Genomic DNA, 23746 nt, shown 5'->3' with positions numbered 1-23746 from the left:
TGTGCCGGGCAAGATCCGTTCACGCGATCGAATAAGTACTCATCGCACCAGCGTTGATCGCGGGAGTGCCGACGAACGGGGGCCCCGGCATCCGGCCCGTCCCCGGCGGTGCTGTCGATCGCGCGCGGCAGGGCCGACCCCCAAATGGCGCACGTCCGGCGGTGGTTCACCCCTCGGACTCCTACAAGTCGGGTCCCTGACTTCGTGATCGGTTCCTGGTCCAGCAGCCGCCCTCCCCTCCTTCCTCCTTCCTCCTCCCTCCTCCCTCCTCCCTCCTCCCTCCTCCAGCTCAGGCTCAGGCCTAACCGTTCGCCCGTACCAGCAGTCGGCCCGGCCCGTCCATGAGGTCCGCTCCCGGCTTTCCGGTCGGGCCGGCGTCACCTCACACGCACCTGCCTGCCGGAGTGATCACCGGCCGGACGGTCCCTACCGTGAGGTGGCATGCTCACCTTCCCGACCACTTCCCGGACCGGCAGGCGCCTCGGTCTCGCGGCGCTGACGACGGCCGTCGTCCTGGCCACCGGCCCGACGGCGACCGCACAATCGACCGCGCCACGCCCCGCCGTGGACTGCGGCACACACGACCGGACCAGCCGATTACTGCGCGACCTCACCGACCACCACGGCATCACCGGTGCCGCGGTCCTGGTGACCGACCCCACCGCGAGCCGTCCCTGTGGGCGTCGGGCCGCGACCGCCGGCACAGCGGACCGGCGCACCGGACGCCCGATGAACACCGCCGACCGGCTGCGCGTCGGCAGCGTGACCAAGACGTTCACCGCGGCGCTCGTCCTGCGACTCGCAGCCGAGCACCGTCTCTCGCTGGACGCCCCCGTCGACCGCTATCTGCCCGGCCTGATCGACGGGGGCGGCCGCGACCGCCGGCCGGTCACCGTACGACAACTCCTGCGGCACACCAGCGGACTGCCCGACTACCTCGACGCTCCCGAATGGGAGCATCCCGAGCGGCAGCGGTTCCGGCACTTCGAGCCCCGCGACCTCGTCGAGCGCGCACTCGAACTGCCGCGGCCGCAGGGCACCTGGCACTACGCCACCACCAACTACCTCGTCCTCGGCATGATCGTCCGCGAGGTCACCGGCCGCACCCCCGAGGCGGAGATCACCCGCCGCATCATCAGGCCCCTCGGGCTGCGCGACACCTACTGGCCGGGCGACGAGGCACGCGTCCGAGGAGCGCACTCCCGCAGCTATGTCACCGACGAAGGCGGCCGGCGCGTCGACGGCACCGCCTGGAACATGACCTTCGGCGGGGTCGGCGGCGCCCTGGTCTCCTCGCCGGGCGACCTGACCCGGTTCGCCACCGCCCTGTTCGACGGGCGTCTGCTGCCCGCCGCCCAACTCGCGGAGATGCGGCGGACGGTGGAGGTCGACACCGACCGTCTCTGGCCCGGCGCCCGCTACGGGCTGGGCCTGATCTCGACACCACTGTCCTGCGGCGGGACGTGGTGGGGACACGCGGGGACGGTGCCCGGCGGCCATCGGGCCCTGGTCGCCGTCGGTCCCGGCGGGCGGAGCGTCGCCGTCGCCCTGAACGAGATTCCCGCCACGCTCCCGGCCGAGTCCACGTTCCTGGACCTCGTCGACGCCTCCCTCTGCGAGGGCATGCCTTCCGAAAGGACCACCGCATGACCGCCCCTTCCTCCCCCACCGCCACGAACACGGCCGCCACGAACACGGCGCGCCCGCGCCGAGGGGTGTCCCGCTTCGCGGCAGGGGCCGCTCTGTGCCTGACCGGCGCCCTCGCCGTCCCCGCGGCACCCGCCGCGGCGGAACCCGCCGGCGCGAGCGCCGCTCCCCTGGCCCGCTACCACGACCAGCACCTCGACTGGAAGGGCTGTGTGCTGGGACCCGACGACGAGACGGGCAGGGAACTCCAGCGGGCGGGCGCCCGGTGCGCCGACGTCACCGTCCCCCTGAACTACGAGGAGCCGGACGGCCGTACGATCACCGTCGCGATCTCCCGGATCCGGGCCACCGACACGGCCCATCGCGTGGGCGCCCTGCTGCTCAACGGCGGCGGCCCCGGCGGGCAGACCATCGGCGACCCACCGTGGATACGCTCCACGATGAAGGGGGTCGGTGAACGCTACGACGTGGTGGGCGTCGATCCGCGTTTCGTCGGCCGCAGCACTCCGCTGGACTGCCACTGGCCCACCGGCTCCTTCATCCGCGGCGCGGGGACGGACCGCGCGGGCTTCGACCGCGCGGTGGGGTTCGCAAAGGAACTCGCCGACCGTTGCGCGAGGACCCGGGGAGACGTCCTGCCGCACGTCACCACCCGGAACACCGCGCGCGACATGGACATCGTCCGCGCGGCGCTCGACGAGCGCAGGATCTCCTACCTCGGCTACTCGTACGGCACCTACCTCGGCCAGGTGTACGCCACGATGTTCCCCGGGCGCACCGACCGCGTCGTCCTGGACGGCCTCGTCGACCCCGGCCGCTACCACCCGCGACTGCTGCGCGGCACGGAGTCGGCCAACAGGCACGCCCTCGAAGGCTGGGCCGCCTGGGCGGCGGCCCGCGACACCGCCTACGGCCTGGGCCGGACCAGGAGCGCGGTGCTGGCGACCGTGGACCGGATCCTGACCGCGTCCGGCCACACGCCCCTGGCGATCGGCGGCCATCGGGTGGACGAGCACCTGGTACCCGTCATCGCCCTCTCCGGCCTCTCGCAGGACAACGACGCCGCCTACGCCGATCTCGCGCGGGCCGTGGACGACATGCGCGGCGCCGTCGGCGGCCGTACGGTCACCCCCTCGCCCTGGCTGGCAGAGACCCTCGACTTCCTGCTGACCGGATCGGGCTCCGCCTACGGCAGCGTCCAGACGGCGATCCTGTGTGGGGACGTGTCCGCGCCGCGTTCCCCCGAGACGTACTGGCGCGACGTCCGGCGGGCCCGTGAGCAGGACCCGTTGTTCGGTCCCGTCACCAGCAACATCGGCCCGTGCGCGTTCTGGGCCCCGCCGCGCGAGCGCCCGACCACGATCCGCCGCGACCTGCCGGCGCTCCTCGTCAACGCGACCGGAGACCCGCGCACCATCCACCGGAACGCGCGGACGGTGCGTCACATGTGGCCCTCCTCCCGCCTGCTCACCCTGCGCGGCGCGGACCAGCACGCCGTGTACGGCGTGTTCGGCAACTCCTGTGTCGACACCACCGTCAACACCTACCTGGCCACCGGGCGCCTGCCCGACACGGACGTCACCTGCGCCCGGTCGACCGACTGACAGAGCCGTCCGGCGCCGCGCCCCGGGACCCCTCGGGGCGCGCGCCCCGGGCCATTCGCCTGCGGCGCTCAGGCGGCCGGGCACTGTCAGTGGCGGGTGGCAGCATCAAAGACATGACGGACACCACGGCATTCGACTGGCGGCCCTTCCTGCTGAGGTGGAGCGAGGAGTGGGCGGACGCCACGCCGGGCGACGAGACACGGGGCGAGGACGACATGGCCGCGCGGCAGGCGCGGTGGCTGGGATTCCCACCCGCGTCGCAGGAGCGGATCGCGGCGATGGAGGAGCGCCTCGGCCGCCGGATGCCGCCGTCGTACCGGGAGTTCCTCCAGGTGAGCGACGGGTGGCGGCACGCGGGCGGGTTCCTGTGGCTGCTGGCGGGGACCGCGGACGCGCGCTGGCACGACGACGAGTCGGGACTCGCGGAGATGTTCGAGGAAGACCTCGACGACGACGCCGGGCCCGAGGAACGACAGGAGGTGGACATCTGGCGGCGCGGGCTGCAACTCGACGTCGAGTCCGATTCCCTCTACGTCCTCATGGATCCCGAGGACGTGGACGAGAACGGTGAGTGGCCCGTGTACACATGGGCGAGCTGGCGGGCCGAGGCACCCGAGCGGCACGCCGACTTCCGCGCGTTCATGCGGGCCATGCACCGCGAGTTCCACAGCCTGCGGGCACACCGCGACGACCGGAACGACGGGGATCGGGTGTTCGCCAACGACACGACCGCCGAGCTGGACGCCCTGGTGGACGAGGCCCGCAGCGAGGCGTTGCGCGGCGGCTGGGAGCGGGCCGGGGAGGCGCTGGACCGGGCCCAGGACTACGGCAGACCGAGGGCCGCCGGGCTGGGCGACCAGATACGCCGCCTGCTCGGACAGACCACGGTGTATTTCGACGGCCTGGTGACGGACCCCGGGTACGCCACCGAGCTGCTGCCACCGCTCGTCGCCGAGTACGCGGAGCACACGTACCGGGACGACTCCACGTTGACGTTCCATCTGCGGGGCGCGAGCGAGGACCTGGTGTCCCTGGCCTACGCGACGCTGGCCGCGGTACGCGAGGGAACGTACCGGTACGCGCCGGCCGGCCCGTTCGGGGAAGCGGTCGGGCGGGCGCGGGAGCTGGCGCGGTGGGGGGACACCGACGGCGCCTGGCGGACGCTGATGCAGGCGCTGCCCCTGTGGGAACCACTGGGGCCGGACCACCTGGCGCCGCTGGGGTGGGTGGCCGATCCCGTGCTCGGGCCGCTGCTGACCCCGGAGCGAGGTCGCGAGCTGCTGTCGACCCCCCGGGGCGGGCACACGGGCGGGGCGCCGAGCCCGACAGCCACCGCACTCGATCCGGGCGACCTGACGTGGCTCGCGGAGCCCGACCCGGGCAACAACCGTACGTCGTACCGGTTCGTCCTGGTGGAAGGGGTGGAGCCGGAGGAACTGCCCGGGCGCCTCGCGGACGGGCACCGTGCGGCGCTGAACGACCCCATGACCCTCTGGGAGGCGCACAGTTGGTCATTGGAGGGCCGGAGGGAGTTCTCGTCCTACGACGACCGGCCGCTCATGGCGGTGGGCCGGGCCGGTGACGGCTGGAGTTTCGCCTTCGACGGCGACGCCGACCACTTCGACCGAGAGCGGTTCGTCTCCCCGGCGGCCGCCGCCGGTGAGGGCACCCGTGCGGTGGTGGTGTGGAGCGGCCTGAGGTGCTGGCACGGTGAACCGTTCTTCCATCTCTCGGTGGCGCGAGACGGCGCCGAGCAGTACGCCTTCACGTACACGCACGGAGAGGTCCGGTCGAGCGGGACCATACCCCGGGCGCTGGACCCCGGTCTGTTCTTCGGCGACGGGGCGAACCCCGCCGAGGCGGAGCGGCGGCTCCTGGAAGCCCTGAGCCGGGAGTTCGGTGTCCGCCTTCCCCGTCACGCCATCGTGCACGGGCGGCTGCACACGTTCGTCACGCGCTCCTGGAGGCGGCCGCCGAGGGACGGTGAGACGTTCATGGTGATCCGTGTGGGCTGAGAGGGCCCGCCCGGCGGGTCGGCCGCACCGGCGGCGGGTGTGAGCCACGTGATGCCGCATCAAGCCAAAGTGACCCCAGCCACGTCGGTCGTCTTCCGGGATCGGTGTGTCGCTCATATCCTCGTGCGCCGATGCTTACCGACGGTAAGGGGTAGCGATGGGCGGCACCACGCGCAGAGGGTTCCTGGGCACGGCGGCGGCCGCCGGCGGCGGGATCGGCCTCGGCCTCGGCATCCCGGGGCGGGCCACGGCCCAGGACGGCTCCGCCGCACGGACCGTGGCCGTACTGGGCGGGGGCGTCGCCGGGCTCACCGCCGCGCACGAACTCGCCGAACGGGGCTTCCAGGTCACGGTCTACGAACGCAAGGCGCTCGGCGGCAAAGCCCGCAGCATGGACGTGCCCGACAGCGGCAAGGGCGGCCGCGCACCCTTGCCCGGGGAACACGGGTTCCGTTTCATCCCCGGGATCTACCACAACCTGCCCGACACCATGCGGCGCATCCCCTTCCCCGGCAACACCCACGGCGTCCACGACAACCTCGTCGCCCCCAAGGAGATGCTGTTCGCCCGGTCCGGCGGCCGAGAGGACATCCGGATCCCCCTCCCCTGGCCCGGCACGACCCCGGCCGAACTCACGCCCGACGAGATCCGCCGTGTCCTCACCTCGTTCCTGGACACCGCCCTCCACCTGCCCCTCCACGAGGCCCTCTACTTCGCCAACCGCCTGCTGGTCTTCCTCACCAGCTGCGACGAACGCCGCGACAACACCTGGGAGCGGACGCCCTGGTGGGAGTTCGTGCGGGCCGAACGCATGTCGTACGACTACCAGCGGATCCTCGCCGTCGGCATCACCCGGAACATCGTGGCCACCAAGGCGGAGGAGGCCAGCACCCGCACGGTCGGCACGCTGCTGGAGGCCTTCGCGTTCAACCTCCTCGGGCGGGGCGCGGACGGCCCCCTGGACCGGATCCTCGACGCGCCCACCAACGAGGCGTGGATCGACCCCTGGGCGACGTATCTGCGGTCGCTCGGTGTCGAGTTCCGCATCGGCTGGACCGTACAGGACCTGACCATGGACGCGGGCCGGGTGGCCGGCGTCGTCGTACAGGACCCCGGCGGCGTCCGCCGGACCGTCACCGCCGACCACTACATCTCGGCCATGCCGGTGGAGCACGCCCGCCGCACCTGGAACGCCGCCGCGCGTGCCGCCGACCCCCAACTGGCCGCGTGCGACCGGCTGGAGACGGACTGGATGACCGGCATCCAGTTCTATCTGACGGAACGCACGCCGATCCTGCACGGCCACCTCGACCTCATCGACTCCCCCTGGTCACTGACCGCGATCGCACAGGCCCAGCACTGGCCGGGCCACGACTTCCCCTCGGACTTCGGCGACGGCACGGTCGCGGACTGTCTGTCCGTGGACGTCTCCGAATGGGACCGGCCGGGCATCCTGTACGGGAAGACGGCCAAGCAGTGCACGCGCGCCGAGGTCGCCCGCGAGGTGTGGGCCCAGCTGAAGGCGGCGCTCAACGACAGCGGCCGTACGGTCCTGAAGGACTCCGTGCTGCACTCCTGGTTCCTGGACCCCGCCGTGGACGGACTCGGCACCCCGTCCCCGGTCAACGAGGAACAGCTGCTCATCCACCCGGTGGGGACCTTCCACCTCCGCCCGCGGTCCGCCACGAGGATCCCCAATCTCTTCCTGTCCGGCGACTACGTGTCCGTGCCCATCGACCTGGCCACCATGGAGGGCGCCAACACCTCGGCCCGCCAGGCCGTCAACGCCCTGCTGGACAGCGTCGGTTCGGCCGTCGAACGGTGCACGGTCACCCCCCTGTACCGGGCACCGGAGTTCGAGCCGCTCAAACGCCACGACCGCACCCGGTACCTCCTCCGGCTGCCGAACCTCTTCGACGTCGGCTGACGCCCGCACCCCCGCCGCCCATTCCTCGCCCGCAGGCGTCGCGGGCCAGGGCGGCGAGGGGTTCAGGGCAGCGCGCCGGCGGCCGGCGAGGGGGTGTCGTCCCCGCTGGGGCCGACCAGGCCGGTGCGGTAGGCGACGATGACGGCTTGGACGCGGTCGCGGAGTCCGAGTCTGGCGAGAACGCGGGCGACATGGGTTTTGACGGTGGCCTCCGACAGGCGCAGGTGGTCGGCGAGTTCGGCGTTGTTCAGCCCCCGGGCCAGCAGTCGGCCTCCGCCGCGGACGCGTCCACCGCGGCTGGTCCCGCGCGATCGCCGGTGGTGGCGAGTGGCACGCCGCATCTGCCCGAACCCACCGGCCTGCACCCGGTCGGCCGCACCTCCCTGCATCTGAGGGACGCCTCCCGCCCCGACCCGTGGGTCCCGGGCGTGAACACGAGGGAACTCATGATCTCCCTGTGGTATCCGGCGCGGCCCTCGGACGGGCCACGGGCCCCAGTACATGACGCCGACGGAGTCGAAGCTGCTTCTCGAGGACGGCGGCATCACCGTGTGCCGCCCGACGTGTTGAGCACGACGCGAACCAACGCGATCGCCGACGCCGAACCGGCAGGACGCCGACAGCGTCTGCCCCTGATCGTGCTCTCGCCCGGCTTCACCAAACCCCGCGCCACGCTCTCCTCGCTGGCCGAGGAGAGCGTGGCGAGCCAGGGCTACGTGGTGGCAGGCGTCGATCACACGTACGAGAACGTCGCGACCGCCTTCCCCGACGGGCGAGTTGCCACCTGCGCCGCCTGTGAGGTCGACCATGACCAGGCGTTCTGGGAAAGGCAGGTGACGGGCCGGGCAGCCGATGTCTCCTTCGTGCTCGACGAACCGACCGGGCCACGGCCGAAGTGGAAAGGCGCCCGGCTGATCGACCCGCACCGGATCGCGATGGCGGGCCACTCCGTCGGAGGCGCGAGCACCACCGCCGCCATGGTCGCCGCCCCCCGGATACGCGCCGGGATCGACATCGACGGCACCACCCAGGTCCCGATCCCCGACAGCGGCCTGGCGCGGCCGCTCCTGTTCCTGGGCAGGCAGTCCACGTACACACCGGGAGGCGGAGGCCCGGTCGGCACCTGGGAGCGCGACTGGGAAAACCTGACCGGGTGGAAGCGATGGCTCGTGGTCACCGGAGCGGAGCACGCCTCCTTCACGGACGTCGGACTCCTCGCGGAACAACTCGGCCTCGACATCGGCGCCGCCCTCCCCGCCGCCCGCGCCTCACAGAGGCCGACGGGTCTCGACCTGCTGCGGATCAGCCCGAATCACATTCCCGCCACCGCTTCACGCGCTCCTCGTGATCACACAAAAGCGATCTTCACTCGCGAGCGGGTAGATCGGAAACGCTCAGCACAAGCGCCGCGGTGAGGATCTGCGGCGGCTTCGTCGACATCAGCTGCTGCTGGTCGAGCAGTGCGAGACGCTTTCGAAGCCGTACATCGAGCTCGGCAGCCTTACGGTGGAGGCTCGCGGAGGACTCCTTGGGCTTCTCGCCTCTCCGTTCCTTCTCGGAGGCCGCCGCAGCATCGAGGAGCAGCCGCTCGCTCTCCGAGGTCAGGCGCTTGGTCACCAGTTCCCGGGTCTTGACCAACTCCGCCAGGCGACGGGGCTGGACCTCGGCCAGGTACGCGGGATGCCGGCGAATTAGGTGGTTGTGTCTCGTTGTCGTTCGTGGGGCGAGGGTGGGGCAGGCCAGGACGCCTGCGGGTGAGCGGTTGTCGGACCGGATCGCCGTCGGGGTGCTGACGCAGGCGTTTCCGCCTCATCTGGTGGATGAGGTGATTGCCGGGACCGGCCGTGCTGAGCAGCGCAGCCGTCTGCTGCTGGCGCGGGTGGTGGTCTACTTCGTCGTCCTCCCAGGTAGCCACCGCGCGGAACTGCTTCCACGTGTTGACGCACCACTCGACTGCGTTGCGGCGGCGATACTGGATCTTCCCGACGGCCGGGGGCCGGCCGCCGGAGCGTCCGCGGTGCTTGCGGTGTGCCCGTTGGTCGTCAAGCTGCGCGATGGTGGCTTTGATGCCAAGCCGTCGCAGGCAGGCGCGGTTGTCGCGGCTGGAGTAGGCCTTGTCGCCGCGCACCCGGTCCGGCCGGCTGCGCGGACGGCCCGGGCCGCGGCGCCGGATGCGTAAGCCGTCCAACACGGGTGCGAACATCGGGATGTCGCCCCCTGGCCGGGCGAGGTCAGCCAGTGCAGCGGGCGGGCCCGGTCGCCGGGGGCCCGCCCGTCCAGCCCCGTGCGGACACCGCGGTGAACCGGTCGGGCAAGCGGCGCAAGCGTCACCAGCCGAAGCCCCGCCTCCGGAGCCGTCAGGGCACGCATAGGCGTCGGAGACACCGGTGAGGCCCCCGGGCTCGAGGTGCAGGGGAGCAGCGGTTCCCATAATGTGCTGATTGGAGTGTTTTGAGGGAGTTCCTCTCCCTCGTCGGGGGGTCGGCGGTAGTTCCCGTCACCGCACCGTCAGGAGACATGATGGCCACCCGGAAAGCCGCGCCTCGCGCTGTCTCGGTCTACGCACTCGCCGGAATCCGGCTCTTCAACGGGGCCGCCGGACTGCTCGCACCCGCCCTGCTCATCAGGCGCCTCGACCCCGATCGTGATCCGCCCAGTCCGGCGGCCGTGTACGCCTTCCGGCTCTTCGGGATCCGTACGATCCTGCTCGGCCTCGATCTGCTGACCAACCGCGACGAGCGGTTGCGGGAGGACCTGCGCGACGGGGTCCTGATCCACGGCAGTGACACCGCGACGGCGGCCACGCTGGGCCTGAGCGGCCGGCTTCCCCCGCGTACCGCGGCGCTGACCACGCTCATCTCGGCCGCCAACACGGTCCTGGCCGCCACCTCGCTCGCGGGCTCGGTGAAGGGGAAAGGGAAGTGACGGAAGGGCCCGGTGCCGTCTCCCCGGCCGAGACGGGTTTCGACTACGTCGTCGTCGGCGCCGGGGCGGGAGGCGGACCGCTGGCGGCCAACCTCGCCGCCGCGGGCATGCGCACCCTGCTGCTCGACGCGGGTGGCGCCCCGGAGAACGACAACTACCTGGTGCCCGCCTTCCACGCGGACGCCTCCGAGGACCCCGTCCAGTGCTGGAACTACTTCGTACGGCACTACGCCGACGAGCGGCAGCAACAGCGCGACAGCAAACTCGTCCCGGACCGGGGCATCCTCTACCCACGTGCCGGGACGGTCGGCGGCTGCACCGCGCACCACGCGCTGATCACCGTCTATCCGTACAACCGCGACTGGGACGCGATCGCGGAGGAGACCGGCGACACGACGTGGCACAGCACGGCCATGCGCCGGTACTTCGAGCGGCTGGAACGGTGCACCTACCGGCCGAGGCCCAAGGAGCCGCCCGCCAACCCGCTGCTGGCCGCGTTGCTGGCCAGACTGCTGAAAGTCCTGCCCTTCACGGGCGCCCGGTACCGCAACGACGCACGCCACGGATTCGACGGCTGGCTGCCGACCGCCCTCGCCGACCCCGAACTGGCCCTCCAGGACAAGCAGTTACTGAAGGTCGTCCTCTCGGCCGCGGAGGACGCGCTGGCCGACCTCCTCGACCGGCCGCTGTCCCCGCTGGAGGGGTTCGGCTCCTTCGTCGACCCCAATGACTGGCGGGCGCAGACGCGTGCCCTGCAGGGGCTGTGGCAGATCCCCCTCTCCACGTCGAACGGCCGACGCAGCGCCGTTCGCGAGCGGGTCCAGGCCGTACAGCGAAGCCATCCGGGCAACCTGGTGGTCCGTACGAACGCGCTGGCGGCCCGGGTCGTGCTGGACGGGAACGGAACCGCGGCCGGCGTCGACTATCTGGACGGGGAGCACGTCTACCGAGCCGACCCCACGAGCCGGCCGGACACCGGACCACCGGTCCTGCGCAGGGTTCTCGCCTCCCGTGAGGTGATCCTGGCCGCAGGCGCCTTCAACACGCCCCAACTGCTGATGCTTTCGGGCATCGGGCCACGTGAGGAACTGCAACGGCACGGCCTCCCCGTACGGGTCGACCTCCAGGGCGTGGGCGCGAATCTGCAGGACCGGTACGAGGTCGGCGTGGTCAGCCGGATGGACCGCGAGTTCCCGGCCCTCAAGGACTGCGACTTCCACGCGCCGCAGGCCGGGACCGAACCGGACCTCTGCTACCGGGCCTGGCGGCGCGGCGAGGGTCTGTACACGACCAACGGCGCCGTCGTCGGTGTCACCCGCAAGTCCCGTCCGGAGCTGGACGCCCCCGACCTGTTCATCTTCGGCGGCCCCTTCGACTTCCGGGGCTACTACCCCGGTTACTCGCTCGACCTGACACGCCATCGGGACCGGTTCACCTGGGCGATCCTCAAGAGCCGCACCCACAACACCGGGGGCCGGGTGCGGCTGCGCTCCACCGACCCCCGTGACACCCCGCTGGTGAACTTCCACTACTTCGGCGAGGGCACGGACAAGGACGCCGTGGATCTCGAAGCCATGACCGATGCCGTCGAGTTCGTGCGCGGGATGAACCGCAGGGCCGGCTCCGTGATCCGCGAGGAGTTGTGGCCCGGCGGGGAGATCGCCGGCCGCGACGACGTCCGCCGTTTCGTGCGGGACGAGGCCTGGGGCCACCACGCGTCCTGCACGTGCCGGATGGGACGCACGGACGACCCCTCGGCCGTCGTCGACAGCGCGTTCCGGGTGCGCGGAGTGGACCGCCTGCGGATCGTCGACGCCTCGGTCTTCCCCCGCATTCCCGGATTCTTCGTCGCCACCCCCGTCTACATGATCAGCGAGAAGGCGAGCGACGTGATCCTCGCCACCGCCCAAGGAGCAACCACCCAAGGAGTACCGCGATGAGCAAGCAACGACGCGCCGCACGACGTTCCGCGGCCGGATACCGTACATCACTGTTCTGGCGGATCGTCACCGCCGGCGCCGAAGCGGTGGACCGGCGCATCGGCTGGGACAAGCTGCCCGTCATACCGGGCCTGCTGACGCTCCTCGGACTGCGTGTCAAACTCCGGCAGAAGAACCTCCACGACACCGGCCAACTGCCCTCGGTCAACCTGCCCGATCCCGCGCCCCCCTCCGAGACCCACAAGGTCAACCGGACAGCCGACGGCAGCCACAACGACCTCGACGAGCCGCGCATGGGCATGGCGGGCACCCGCTTCGGCCGGAACATCCCGCTGGACCGGATCGCTCCGGCCACGCCCGAGGACGTACTGTCCGCGCCGAGCCCGCGCGAGGTCAGCCGCGCCCTGCTCACCCGCGACGAGCTCACCCCCGCCGAATCGGTCAACTCGCTGGTCGCCGCCTGGCTTCAGTTCATGGTCCGCGACTGGTTCAGCCACGGGACCAGCCCCACGGAACAGCCCTGGGAAGTACCCCTCATGGACGACGACCCGTGGCCGGAACACCCCATGCGGATCATGCGGACACCGGACGACCCGACCCGCGACCCGCAGGCACCCGCCGGCACGCCCGACACCCGCGTCAACGTGTCCTCCCACTGGTGGGACGCCTCGCAGATCTACGGGACGAACGAGACCGAGCAGCGCCTGATGCGCACCGGTGAGCTGGGCAAGCTGCACCTGTGGGACGACGAGCAGTCCCCGATCCCCTCGGACCCCTCCCGGGACCCCTCGCACATCCCCGGCTTCTGGCTGGGCCTGGCCATGATGCACGACCTGTTCGCCCGTGAGCACAACGCGATCTGCGACCACCTGCACGGCGCGTACCCGTCCTGGAACGACGAGGAACTCTTCCAGCGCGCCCGGCTCGTCAACGCCGCGCTCCTCGCCAAGATCCACACCGTGGAGTGGACACCGGCCGTGATCAGCCACCCCACCACCGTCAAGGCACTGCGCGCCAACTGGTGGGGCGTCGCGGGCGAGCGCGTCCACAACCTCTTCGGCCGGATCAGCGACAGCGAGGTCGTCAGCGGCATCCCCGGCGGCGAAACGGACCACTACGGCGTCCCGTACTCCCTCACCGAGGAGTTCGTGGCCGTCTACCGCATGCACCCGCTCATCCGCGACGAGTGGCCTCTGCGCTCCGCCGTCGACGACACGAGCCTGCGCCACTGCACCCTCCGCGACATCTCGGGCCCCGGGGCGCTGAAGGTCCTGGAGACCACCGAGATGGCCGACCTGCTCTACAGCTTCGGCACGCTCCACCCCGGACTGGTCACCCTGCACAACTTCCCCAAGTTCCTCCAGGAGTTCGAGCGCCCCGACGGGCAACTTCAGGACCTCGCCGCCACCGACATCCTGCGCTCCCGTGAGCTGGGCGTCCCCCGCTACAACGAGTTCCGGCGGCTGCTGCGGCTGAAGCCCGCGGCGAACTTCCTGGAGCTGACGGAGAACCGGGCGTGGGCCGAGCAGATCCAGTGGCTCTACGACGGCGACATCGAGAAGGTCGACCTCATGGTCGGGCTGTACGCGGAGAAGCTGCCGGCCGGATTCGCCTTCAGCGACACGGCGTTCCGCATCTTCATCCTGATGGCCTCACGCCGACTGAACAGCGACCGCTTCTTCACCGAGTACTACACCCCCGAGGTGTACTCCAAGGCCGGCATGGCCTGGATCGACGACAACTCCATGATCACGGTGCTGCTGCGTCACCACCCTGAGCTGCGTACGGCTCTCACCGGGCTGACGAACGCCTTCGTGCCGTGGAACACAGCCGGAAGGACGGCGACCTGACATGGCAGCGACGGACAGGTCCCAGGGCGAACGGGAGCACCAGATCGCGTCCGCCGCCGCCCGGTACGGAGAGACCGGCGACGAGCGGCGGGCCGTCGAGCGGCGGCAGGACGCCGGGGACGCCTTCCCGGATTCGGAGGAGGCACTCGCGGCGCGCGCGGCCCGACTGCTCGACCGGCAGGCGGTGCCCGCCGCCATGGCGGTAGAGGCGGTCCGGTCCGAACCCCTGGAGGCGACCGCCGCGTACGAACGCATCCTCGGGGTGTCCAGAGACCTGCAGGCCTGGAGCTTCCTGCCGCGCGGCGCCCGGGCGGCACGCACCGTCGCCCGGATCTCGGTGCGGGAGAACGGACGTGAGCTGCCCATCGGCACCGGCTTCCTGGTGTCGCCGAACCTGCTGCTGACCAACCATCACGTGCTCCCCGACGCCGATGCCGCCCGGCAGTGCTTCGTGGAGTTCGACGCCCAGGTCACCGTCGACAACACACCCCAGCCACCGACCCGGCTGGAGCTCGACCCGGACGGGTTCTTCACGGCGGACCAACGCCTCGACTTCGCCCTGGTGCGGGTCGCCCCCGGCCTGGACCCGCGGCCCGTGGGCGAGACGTTCGGGTGGAACCGGCTCAGCACCCAGAAGGGAAAGCTGGTGATCGGTGAGCCGGTCAACGTCGTCGGCCATCCGATGGGGCGCCTGAAGGAGATCGCCGTACGCGACAACATGCTCCAAGTGCGCCTCGACGACTTCCTCCATTACAAGACGGACACCGAGCCGGGCAATTCGGGCTCTCCCGTCTTCAACGACCAGTGGGAAGTCGTCGCGCTCCACCACAGCGGTGTGCCCAGGACCGACGAACAGGGCCGCGTCCTGCGCCGTGACGGACAGGTCTGGCAGCCCGGTGACGGCGACGACGCCATCGACTGGGTGTCCAACGAGGGCGTCCGCATCAGCTCCATCCTGAAACACCTCGCCGCCCTGCCCCTCTCCTCCCGGCAACAGGCGCTGCTGGCCGAGATGGGCCCGGAGTCGGGGCTGGGCCTCGCGGAGGCCGCCGAAGGTCCGGTGACGGCCGCGGCTCCCGCCGTCACGGCGTCGCCCGCGGCCGTCGAGAAGGCCACCGCGCGTGCGGGCCTACGCGCCCGGGACGGCGCGTTCGGCGGCGGACGGCATCTGGTCTTCCTTCACGGTCGCTCCCAGGAAGGCAAGGATCCCGAGAAGCTGCGCCGCGAATGGGCGGCCGGACTCAACCAGGGCCTCGCCCGCGCCGGACTCCCTCCGGTCGACCCGGCGGACATCTGGTTCCCCTACTACGGCGACCGGCTGGTGCAGGCTCTGACCGCGCACGAGGCCGTCCCCCATCTCACCGAGGCGCCGGCCGCCAGGGCGGCGGAGGCGGTCGCACCCACCACCCCCACCGCCCGCGCGGTGTACGAGGAGATCATCGGCGAGGCGGCCACGAGGTGGGACATGCCGCACGAGAGCCAGCTGGCCACCGAACGGATCGGCCTGGGTGACGTGGCCGGGTCCCTGCAGAAGCGGCTGAGCTGGCTGGCCGCCCGGAGCGACCTCGACGCCTGGGCCATCGGCCTGGTCTTCCGTGACGTGGCCGCGTACCTCGACGACCGGCGCATCCGGGACGAGGTCCTGGACTGCGTACTCGAGACGATGCCGGACGCGGGGGAAGTGGTGCTCGTCAGTCACAGCCTCGGCACCGTCGTCGGCCTGGATCTCACCACCCGACTGCCCCACGGGGTGAACCTCGTCCATCTGACCACGGCGGGCAGTCCCCTCGGCCTGGACAGCGTGTACAGCAAGCTGCTCGTCGGCGGGCCGAAACGTCCGGACATCGTGGCGGACTGGCTCAACGTCTGGTGCCCGACCGACGCGGTGGCCATCGGATGCCCGCTGAGCGACGACTGGGCGGACGGACTCTCCGACCTCGCCGTCGTCAACGCCCGCGACCGCGCGCACAGCATCGTCGAGTACCTCGCCCATCCCGAGGCCGCCCGGTCGATCGGCAGCCACCTCGGCGGCTGAGCCTGCCGTTCCGTCACCGATGCCGACCGGTGTCCTCGGTGAGCACGTTGGCTCTCATTCGGCTGGAACGAGCCGCCGGGCTTGAACAAGTGGATGAGCGAGCCGTCTGCCGCCGCACGACTCCGCCGGATCGCACGTCGACGGGCCGCCGGGGATCATCGACGGCAACGGAGCCGCCCGATCGGGCCGGGCCGCGTCCACGCTGCCGGGACTGGCTGCACTGGTCGCCCTGCTGTTCACGTGGATGTCGGTTGGGCAGACCAGCAAAGATCTACAGATCTCCGAGCAGGGGCAGATCACCACCCGAGGAATCTACGCCCTGCAACGCATCATGCAGGACTCCTCACGAGATCGGCGCACTGTCGTCTCGGTGCTGTCCTGTCCGCGTTCGTACGCCAGCACGCTCCTGTTCCGGCAAGTGGCATCAAGCCGTCAGAGGAGTACCGACCCCCTGCTGACCCAGCGGCCGTAGTTGCCGTGCTGGGCAACCGGCCCGCCGGCCGGGAGGTGACCCAGGACGGGAAGCCGCTGTAGCGAGTTGATTTGAGCAGCGTCGATCTGCGCGGCCTGGAGCGCGAAATGGGCCTGTCAGAAGACGGCATGCCCAGAGGCAGCAACTTCCGCTTCGCGAACCTCACCGGCGCGGACCTCGGCGGAGCGAACGTTGACAACGCGCACCTGAGCAGGGCCGAAGAAACCAGCGAAACCAGCGAGGCCGACTCGAGCGCCAACTTGACCCGCGCGTCTCTGATCGGCGGGAACCTGATCACCGCAGACCTGCGCGGCGTGGTCCTGACCGACGCGGACCTGGCCGGTGCCGACCTCAGCGGTCGGGCCATTCCCGGACCAAGTCGCCGCCAGCCACCAACAACGGTCATGATTCCGCAGGTCAGAGAGACGCGTCATGTGTACCACCAGACGAAGAACCTGATGACAGACCTCCCCCAGTATTCAATGGGTGCGCCAAGCCCAAGGAGACAGTTCCCCAGCACCGCTCCCTGCCCCATTCGGTGCGGCCGGATTCTGCCCCTACAGTCCCACCAGGGCACCTAACCGAGGAAGCTCAACCGGACCTGACGGTTCGGGTTGTCCCGGTTGGTGTCCACGAAACTCCGTTAGGACAACCTGACCCTAGCCGACCGGTCCTCACGGTGAAGCGCGCCCAGAGGTGGTACCGGTGACGGCACTGTCTGCCCGGGCGTGCCGGCCGGTGGCGGCCGAGGACACGAGCGGGCCTGATATCGGGGGCGTCAACTGGTCGCGGTGGACGGCACCACCTTCGACGTGCCGGACACCGAGGCCAATCCCCCTTCTTCGGCCGCGCTGGAATCAGCAGCGGACGGGCGAAGAGTGCCTGTCCGCAAGTGAGGGTGTCAGCGCCGGCCAAGTGCGGCACCCACGCTGTCTTCGCGGCCGAGGCGGACCGCTTGGCGTCCAGGGACCAGAACCGTCGCGCGGCCCCGGCCCAGGTTCGCGCGATCGAGTACACGCCAGGCAGCGACACGGTGTACCGGCTGATAACCACCATCCTGGCTCCGAAGGCCTGCCCCTCCCGCGTCGTCGGCCGTACTGTATGCCTCGCGATGGGGGATCGACAGCACACTGGATGAGAATCGATCCTGGCCGCCCATCGGGTGGCGGCATCGCCGCCGTCATGCCGTGAGAGGCGAGGCTGCGTCAGTCCCGCGCGATCACGACCACCTCGTCGCGATCGGTCCAGCACCGTCGCTCGTTCTTGTCCGGGTTGATGCGCACTCCATGGTCGGGATCAGCTGTGGCCCGGTCGTGGCGGCGGTAGCCGATGGCACACTCGCCCCGCTGCTGCGCCGCTGCGACGACCGTGGCGAAGGACGCCTCACAGCCGGGCAGGACGTACGACGCCGCCGGTCGCAGGTGGACCTGACTGCCGGTGGGGGAGAACAACTCCTCGAACACGGCGGCCAGGTGCCGGTTCTGGGAGATCTGGGCCATCAACAGGCCGATGAGTTTCCCACTGATGATCACGTCGGCTCCGGGTGGCTGACGGGCGCAAGCGTCCGGTTGCGGTCGTCGGTCATCTCGGTGACCACCGGCAGTTCCCGTCCGGTCTCCTGTTCCAGTAGTTGCAGAACGAGGAGCGTGACGAGGGTCCGGTTGTCGGCCTCTTCGGGCTGCTGTCCCGCAACGGGGTCCGGGCCGAGCACGACGACGCTGTCGTACGAGTCGATCTCCAGGCACCGAAGTGTCTCCGGCCGGGTGACGTCTCCAGGCCGGAACGTGATGGTCAGCCGGGGTGCGAAGTCTGTACCGGCGTCCCGTACCTGCTCGGCCGTCACCTCCGCCCGGTCCGCCACCACGGCGACGACCGAGCCGTGCGCGGCGTACCGGCCCAACTGGTCGACAATGAGCGAGGCCCGCCGGTTCCAGCCGAGAATCAGAAGCCGTTCGGGCCGGACGCCCGCCGGCTGCCAGGGCGTCATCACCGACTCGTCGACCAGCCCGGAGCAGTCGCTGAGCCGTGCGGTGTCGTCGTCCCGCGTGATGACGATCAGCCGGTCTCCGGGGCCGATCAGGGTCTGCGGCGGCGGGTTGAGCAAGGGCCTGCCGTCGCGCAGCAGGCCGACCACGCTGGAGGTGGCGTAGGCCAGCACCGTGTCACCGAAGGGGCGGCTGGTCAGGGCGGGGTCGAGGGTGAGGTAGAACTCGTCTCCGGCGAAGTCCAGGAGGTCTCGGTACACCAGGGAGAGTCCGGGACGGCGGGCGGACTGGACGATCAGCCGGGCGGTGATCGCGTCGCTCTCCAGGACGATGCCGCGCGTTCCCGCGGCGAGGGTGGCCGCCAGCCCGTACCGGTCGTCTCTGATGGCGGCGACGACGGGCGGGCCGTCCCCCTCGCCGAGTGCGGACCGCAGCGACAGCAGCGTCTTGACCACTTCCGGGTCCCCCGACGGATCGTCGTGGGGCAGCACCAGCACAGCGCTGGCCGCGCCGGGGTTGGTCAGGGCGAGCAGGGCGGGGTCGGTGGGGGGACCGCTACGGCAGATCAGCCGGGTACGGCCGGTGGTCCCTACCTTGCTCCTGAGGGCCTCCTCCATGGTGGTCTTGTTCCGGTCCGCCAGCACGGCCACCGCGCCGTGCCGCTGGTTGGCGTTGGCGGCCACCAGTTCGCTCACCACCGTGAACACCTGCTCGGACCAGCCCAGCACCACCGAGTGCCCCTGCTCGACGACGGTGGAGCGGCCCCGTCGCAGTGCGGTGAGCCGTTCAGTGAGTCCGGTGGTGATCAGACCGACGAGAGTGGAGACGTACACCAGGGCGACCAGGGCGAGCAGTACCGACAACAGCACACGCAGGAGCGGGCCTGTCGCCCCGCCGAGCCGCAGTGTCTCACCGGTGAGACGCCAGATCTCTGCCAACCGCTCCGAGCGGGACGCGGGCACATGTGGGTCCGTCCACACCAGCACGGCGCTCGCCGGGAGGACGACCATGAGGCAGCCGAAGGCCAGCCAGCCGACGAGCGCGGAGGTGCCGCGGGCCAAGGTGGTGTCGAACCAGTACCGTGCCCTGCCCGTGAGTTCGGCCCTTCGTCCCATGCCTGCCCCCTGTTCCGCCGAGTTCCGGCAGCGGCAGCCACGCCGCTCCGGTTTGCCCCGCTGCTCCCCCACCGACCGGTCACGGCCACACGGAAGTGTGCCGACGAGGCGGCCGTGACACGCCAATCACCGGCTGTCTTTCATCCCTTCGGGGACGTCGCAGAGAGCGCCGGTCCGCGGACGTCGGAACTGGGCGTCAGCGCCATGACGTTGACATCCCTCGTTCGGGGCAATGCTCCGGCGCAGGTGGGCGAGTCAGGTCGGCCGACCGGTACAAGTGCGTCATGACTGAAGATCACAGAGCCGTCGTGGCAGGTTCAGGCCTGTCCAGGCGCAGCTTCACGACGGCAGCTGGGACGGCTGCGGCGGCCACGGCTCTGGCCGGTGGCGGGCCTGCCGCGGCGATGCCCGTACAGGCCGTCCCGGCCGCACCGGCGCCCACCCGGGGCGCGGAGTTCGACAGGTGCCTGGCTGTGGCCCGGGCCCTGCTGGTCGTGGACGACCACGACCGCCCCTTGGTTCCACGCTACGAGCGGGTACTCAAGGACGGACTGCCCGCCCAGCGGACGGCCACACCCAAGAAGGTCCTCGTCGTCGGGGCCGGCCCGGCCGGTCTGGTGACGGCGCTGCTGCTGAAGCGGGCCGGCCACGACGTGACCGTTCTCGAGGCGAACGGCAACCGGGCGGGCGGGCGCATCAAGACCTTCCGCAGCGGTGGCCACGAACGGGCGGCTCAGCCCTTCGCCGACCCCCGCCAGTACGCCGAGGCCGGTGCCATGCGCCTGCCCTCCAGCCACCCGCTGGTGATGGGTCTGATCGACCAACTGGACCTGAAGAAGCGGCGTTTCCACTATGTTGACGTCGACGGTGACGGTCGGCCCGCCAACCGCACGTGGATTTACGTCAACGGCATCCGGATGCGGCGTGTGGACTACGCCCGCGCGCCCCGCCGCATCAACCGGTCGTTCGGCGTGCCGCGCGCCCGCTGGGACACCCCCGCCGGAACCATCCTTCGGTCGGTGCTGGATCCGGTGCGCGACGAGTTCAGCACCGTGGACGCCGGTGGCAAGCGAGTCGACAAGCCGCTGCCGGAACGGGTGCGGGGCTGGGCCAGGGTCATCCAGCGATTCGGCGACTGGTCGATGTTCCGCTTCCTGACCGAGCACGCCGGGCTGGACGAGCGCACGGTCGACCTGATCGGCACCCTGGAGAACCTCACGTCCCGCCTGCCCCTGTCGTTCATCCACAGCTTCATCGGCTCCTCCCTCATCAGCCCCGACACCGCCTTCTGGGAGCTGGAGGGCGGCACGGCGGTGCTGCCGGACGCGCTGCTTGCGCAGGTGCGCGACACGGTCCGGTTCGACCGCCGGGTCACCCGCGTCGAGTACCACGATCCTGACCGTCCTTCCTCCGACACCCCGCACGTCGGCCGCAAGGGCCCTCACGTGTGGGTGGACACGGTCTCCGAGGGGCGCGACGGCCCGGTGGTGCGCGAGCAGTTCACCGCGGACGCGGCCGTGGTCACCGTGCCCTTCTCCGGTCTACGGCACGTACAGATCAGCCCCCTGATGTCGTACCGCAAGCGCCGGGCTGTCGCGGAACTGCACTATGACAGCGCCACGAAGGTGCTCCTGGAGTTCAGCCGCCGTTGGTGGGAGTTCACGGAGGCCGACTGGAAACGCGAGCTGGGCCGGATCGACCCGAAGCTGTACGACGCCTACCGCACCGGCCGCACACCCGCCGACGGCAGCCTGCTCGGCGCCCATCCCTCCGTGCCGGACGGCCACATCACTGCGGGCCAACGCACCCACTACGCCGCCAACCGTGCCGTCTCCCGCGACCAGCCCCAGGCCGCACACGTCGTGGGCGGCGGCTCGGTGTCGGACATCGCCAACCGGTTCATGTACCACCCCTCCCACCCGGTGCCCGGCAGCTCCGGCGGAGTGGTGCTGGCCTCCTACAGCTGGGCGGACGACGCACTGCGCTGGGACTCCCTGGACGACGAGGCCCGCTACCCCCACGCCCTGTGCGGACTGCAGCAGGTCTACGGCCAGCGCGTAGAGGTCTTCTACACCGGCGCCGGACGCACCCAGAGTTGGCTGCGCGACCCCTACGCCTACGGAGAGGCGTCCGTACTGCTGCCCGGCCAGCACACCGAGTTGCTGCCCTCCATTCCCGTTCCCGAGGGCCCGATGCACTTCGCGGGTGACCACACCTCCCTCAAGCCGGCCTGGATCGAGGGCGCCCTGGAGTCGGCGGTCCGTGCCGCACTGGAGGTCCACACCTCGTGAGCTGATCGACGGCCCGCCCAAGGGCTCGCGGAGAAGCGATCTGTGTTCCCGCGCCCGGGTTCGTTCACGCGGTGGCGGGACCCTTGCCGCGACTCATGATCAGTCAGCCCGCTGTCCTTCGACTTGGGCGGCGGGCGTTCAGCTGGACACCGGGCAACCCACCGCCTTGGGCCAGTTCTGCTCGTTGGCCGGTCAGTGACAAGACCACGAGCTGGTAGTTCGTTCTACAGCCCCCCTCCTTGCCCCATTCGGTGCGGCCGGACTTTGCCCCTACAGTCCCCCAGGACATCTAACCGAGGAAGCTCAGCCGGACCTGACGGTCGGGGTTGTCCCTGTTGGTGTCCACCAGGCACACCGACTGCCAAGTCCCCAGTTCCAGCCTCCCGTCGACGACCGGCAGGGTGGCGTGGGGTGGGACGAAGGCGGGGAGGACATGGTCGCGGCCGTGGCCGGGGCTGCCGTGGCGGTGCTGCCAGCGGTCGTCGGCGGGGAGGAGTGTGCGGAGGGCGGCGAGGAGGTCGTCGTCGCTGCCGGCACCCGTCTCGATGACGGCGATGCCGGCCGTGGCGTGCGGGACGAAGACGTTGAGCAGACCGTCCCGCCCGGCCGCCGCCTCGCGGAGGAACGCCTCGCAGTCGCGGGTCAGGTCGACGACCCGCTCACGGGATCCGGAGGCGATGTTCAGAATGCGGGTGGTGAAGGCATCGGACATGCCTCCATCCTCGCGCACCCCGTGGGCGCGGCGCGGGAGCGGCCGGTCCGACCCTGAGCCTGATGTGCCCGGTGCACCTGATGTGCCTGATCACACCTTCACGCGGGGAAGATCCGCGCCCCCGCCACTGTTCGTAGAAACGTGAACAACACGCGCGAGGTCGAGGTAGCCGTCATCGGCGCCGGCCAGGCAGGTCTGGCCGGCGCCTACCACCTGCGCAGGACCGGCTTCGAGCCGGAGCGCGACTTCGTGGTGCTGGACCACTCCCCCGGGCCGGGCGGCGCCTGGCAGTTCCGCTGGCCTTCGCTGACGTACGGCAAGGTGCACGGGATGCACGCGCTGCCCGGCATGGAGCTGACGGGAGCCGACCCGGCGCGACCGTCCGCCGAGGTCGTCAGCGCGTACTTCGACTCGTACGAGCAGACCTTCGGCCTGCGGGTACGGCGCCCCGTGGACGTGCGCGCGGTGCGGGAGGGCGAGGGCGGTCGGCTGCTGGTGGAGACCTCGGACGGTACGTGGTCGACGCGGGTGCTGATCAACGCGACGGGCACCTGGGACCGGCCGTTCTGGCCGCGCTACCCCGGCCAGGAGACCTTCCGGGGGCGGCAGTTGCACACCGCCCAGTACCCGGGGCCCGAGGAGTTCGCGGGGCTGCGGGTGGTCGTGGTGGGCGGGGGCGCGTCCGGCACGCAGCACCTGCTGGAGATCGCCCCGTACGCCGCCGCGACGACCTGGGTGACGCGGCGCGCGCCCGTGTTCCGCGAGGGACCGTTCGACGAGGGCGCGGGACGGGCGGCGGTGGCCATGGTGGAGGAACGGGTGCGGCAGGGGCTGCCGCCCAAGAGCGTGGTGTCGGTGACGGGTCTGCCGCTCAACGACGCCGTACGGCGGGGCCTCGCGGACGGCGTCCTGGACCGGCTGCCGATGTTCGACCGGATCACGCCCGACGGCGTGGAGTGGGACGACGGCCGCCGTGTGGACGCCGACGTCGTTCTCTGGGCGACCGGCTTCCGCGCCGCCGTCGACCATCTGGCGCCGCTGCGGCTGCGCGAGCCGGGCGGCGGCATCCGCGTCGACGGCACCCGCGCGATCGCCGACCCTCGCGTCCACCTGGTCGGTTACGGCCCGTCGGCGAGCACGATCGGCGCCAACCGTGCGGGACGGGCGGCGGTACGGGACATCAGGCGGCTGCTGGCGGGCGAGCCTGCCGCCGCCCTCTGACGCCCCG

The 23746-nt window shown here is 71.0% G+C and carries 15 protein-coding genes and 2 pseudogenes; 13 read left to right on the top strand and 4 right to left on the bottom strand.

Annotated features, from left to right (window positions below):
- The first annotated feature begins 441 nt into the window (after positions 1-441).
- From ACZ6BB_RS23420 to ACZ6BB_RS23405, 4 genes are all read left to right on the top strand, one after another.
- The gene (locus ACZ6BB_RS23420; protein ID WP_471617118.1) at positions 442-1650 is read left to right on the top strand and encodes a serine hydrolase domain-containing protein; all 1209 of its coding nucleotides are present in this window, start codon (positions 442-444) and stop codon (positions 1648-1650) included.
- On the top strand, positions 1647-3251 hold the full coding sequence (locus ACZ6BB_RS23415; protein WP_471617117.1) for an alpha/beta hydrolase: 1605 nt from the start codon (positions 1647-1649) through the stop codon (positions 3249-3251). The genes ACZ6BB_RS23420 and ACZ6BB_RS23415 overlap by 4 nt, the downstream gene beginning before the upstream one ends.
- 113 nt (positions 3252-3364) lie before the next feature.
- A complete protein-coding gene (locus ACZ6BB_RS23410) occupies positions 3365-5266 on the top strand; it encodes an SMI1/KNR4 family protein (protein WP_471617116.1) in 1902 nt (633 codons plus the stop codon).
- Positions 5267-5423: 157 nt separating this feature from the next.
- A complete protein-coding gene (locus ACZ6BB_RS23405) occupies positions 5424-7193 on the top strand; it encodes a hydroxysqualene dehydroxylase (protein WP_471617115.1) in 1770 nt (589 codons plus the stop codon).
- 62 nt (positions 7194-7255) lie between these two features.
- Here ACZ6BB_RS23405 and ACZ6BB_RS23400 read toward each other — a convergent pair.
- Positions 7256-7459 (bottom strand): annotated as a pseudogene (locus ACZ6BB_RS23400) (response regulator transcription factor); the annotation flags it as partial.
- 300 nt (positions 7460-7759) lie between these two features.
- Between ACZ6BB_RS23400 and ACZ6BB_RS23395 the strand changes: the two are divergent.
- Entirely contained in the window at positions 7760-8608 is an 849-nt protein-coding gene (locus tag ACZ6BB_RS23395) for an alpha/beta hydrolase family protein (RefSeq protein WP_471617114.1), read from the top strand.
- Here ACZ6BB_RS23395 and ACZ6BB_RS23390 read toward each other — a convergent pair.
- Complete coding sequence (locus ACZ6BB_RS23390) at positions 8559-8810, bottom strand: hypothetical protein (RefSeq protein WP_471617113.1); 252 nt, start codon at positions 8808-8810, stop codon at positions 8559-8561. The two genes, ACZ6BB_RS23395 and ACZ6BB_RS23390, sit on opposite strands and share 50 nt — an antisense overlap.
- A gap of 145 nt (positions 8811-8955) precedes the next feature.
- Between ACZ6BB_RS23390 and ACZ6BB_RS23385 the strand changes: the two genes are divergently transcribed.
- The 6 genes from ACZ6BB_RS23385 to ACZ6BB_RS23360 all read left to right on the top strand — a co-directional run bounded on the left by ACZ6BB_RS23385 (position 8956) and on the right by ACZ6BB_RS23360 (position 16996).
- On the top strand, positions 8956-9372 hold the full coding sequence (locus ACZ6BB_RS23385; RefSeq protein WP_471617112.1) for a transposase domain-containing protein: 417 nt from the start codon (positions 8956-8958) through the stop codon (positions 9370-9372).
- 341 nt (positions 9373-9713) lie between these two features.
- Positions 9714-10118, top strand: coding sequence for a hypothetical protein (locus ACZ6BB_RS23380; protein ID WP_471617111.1), 405 nt, complete (start codon positions 9714-9716; stop codon positions 10116-10118).
- Positions 10115-12058, top strand: a complete 1944-nt coding sequence (locus ACZ6BB_RS23375) for a GMC family oxidoreductase (protein WP_471617110.1) — start codon at positions 10115-10117, stop codon at positions 12056-12058. Before ACZ6BB_RS23380 ends, ACZ6BB_RS23375 begins: the two co-directional genes overlap by 4 nt.
- The gene (locus ACZ6BB_RS23370; protein ID WP_471617109.1) at positions 12055-13908 is read left to right on the top strand and encodes a peroxidase family protein; all 1854 of its coding nucleotides are present in this window, start codon (positions 12055-12057) and stop codon (positions 13906-13908) included. The genes ACZ6BB_RS23375 and ACZ6BB_RS23370 overlap by 4 nt, the downstream gene beginning before the upstream one ends.
- 1 nt (position 13909) lies before the next feature.
- A complete protein-coding gene (locus ACZ6BB_RS23365) occupies positions 13910-15943 on the top strand; it encodes a trypsin-like serine peptidase (protein WP_471617108.1) in 2034 nt (677 codons plus the stop codon).
- 543 nt (positions 15944-16486) lie between these two features.
- Positions 16487-16996 carry a pentapeptide repeat-containing protein gene (locus ACZ6BB_RS23360; protein WP_471617107.1) on the top strand — a complete coding sequence of 170 codons (510 nt, stop codon included), beginning with the start codon at positions 16487-16489 and terminating at the stop codon, positions 16994-16996.
- A gap of 624 nt (positions 16997-17620) precedes the next feature.
- Here ACZ6BB_RS23360 and ACZ6BB_RS23355 read toward each other — a convergent pair.
- A pseudogene (locus ACZ6BB_RS23355) lies at positions 17621-19515 on the bottom strand (CASTOR/POLLUX-related putative ion channel).
- Between the two features lie 284 nt (positions 19516-19799).
- On the opposite strand from ACZ6BB_RS23355, the gene ACZ6BB_RS23350 reads away from it, so the two are divergent.
- Positions 19800-21806 carry a flavin monoamine oxidase family protein gene (locus ACZ6BB_RS23350; RefSeq protein WP_471617106.1) on the top strand — a complete coding sequence of 669 codons (2007 nt, stop codon included), beginning with the start codon at positions 19800-19802 and terminating at the stop codon, positions 21804-21806.
- 289 nt (positions 21807-22095) lie between these two features.
- Here ACZ6BB_RS23350 and ACZ6BB_RS23345 read toward each other — a convergent pair whose 3' ends face one another.
- Entirely contained in the window at positions 22096-22518 is a 423-nt protein-coding gene (locus tag ACZ6BB_RS23345) for a secondary thiamine-phosphate synthase enzyme YjbQ (RefSeq protein ID WP_471617105.1), read from the bottom strand.
- Positions 22519-22659: 141 nt separating this feature from the next.
- Here ACZ6BB_RS23345 and ACZ6BB_RS23340 point away from each other — a divergent pair, with 141 nt between their 5' ends.
- Positions 22660-23739 (top strand): NAD(P)-binding domain-containing protein, encoded by a 1080-nt coding sequence (locus tag ACZ6BB_RS23340; protein WP_471617104.1) that lies wholly within the window; start codon positions 22660-22662, stop codon positions 23737-23739.
- Positions 23740-23746 lie beyond the last annotated feature (7 nt).

The sequence above is a fragment of the Streptomyces sp. NPDC041108 genome (assembly GCF_055592645.1).
This window is presented reverse-complemented; position numbering and strand designations above follow the sequence as displayed.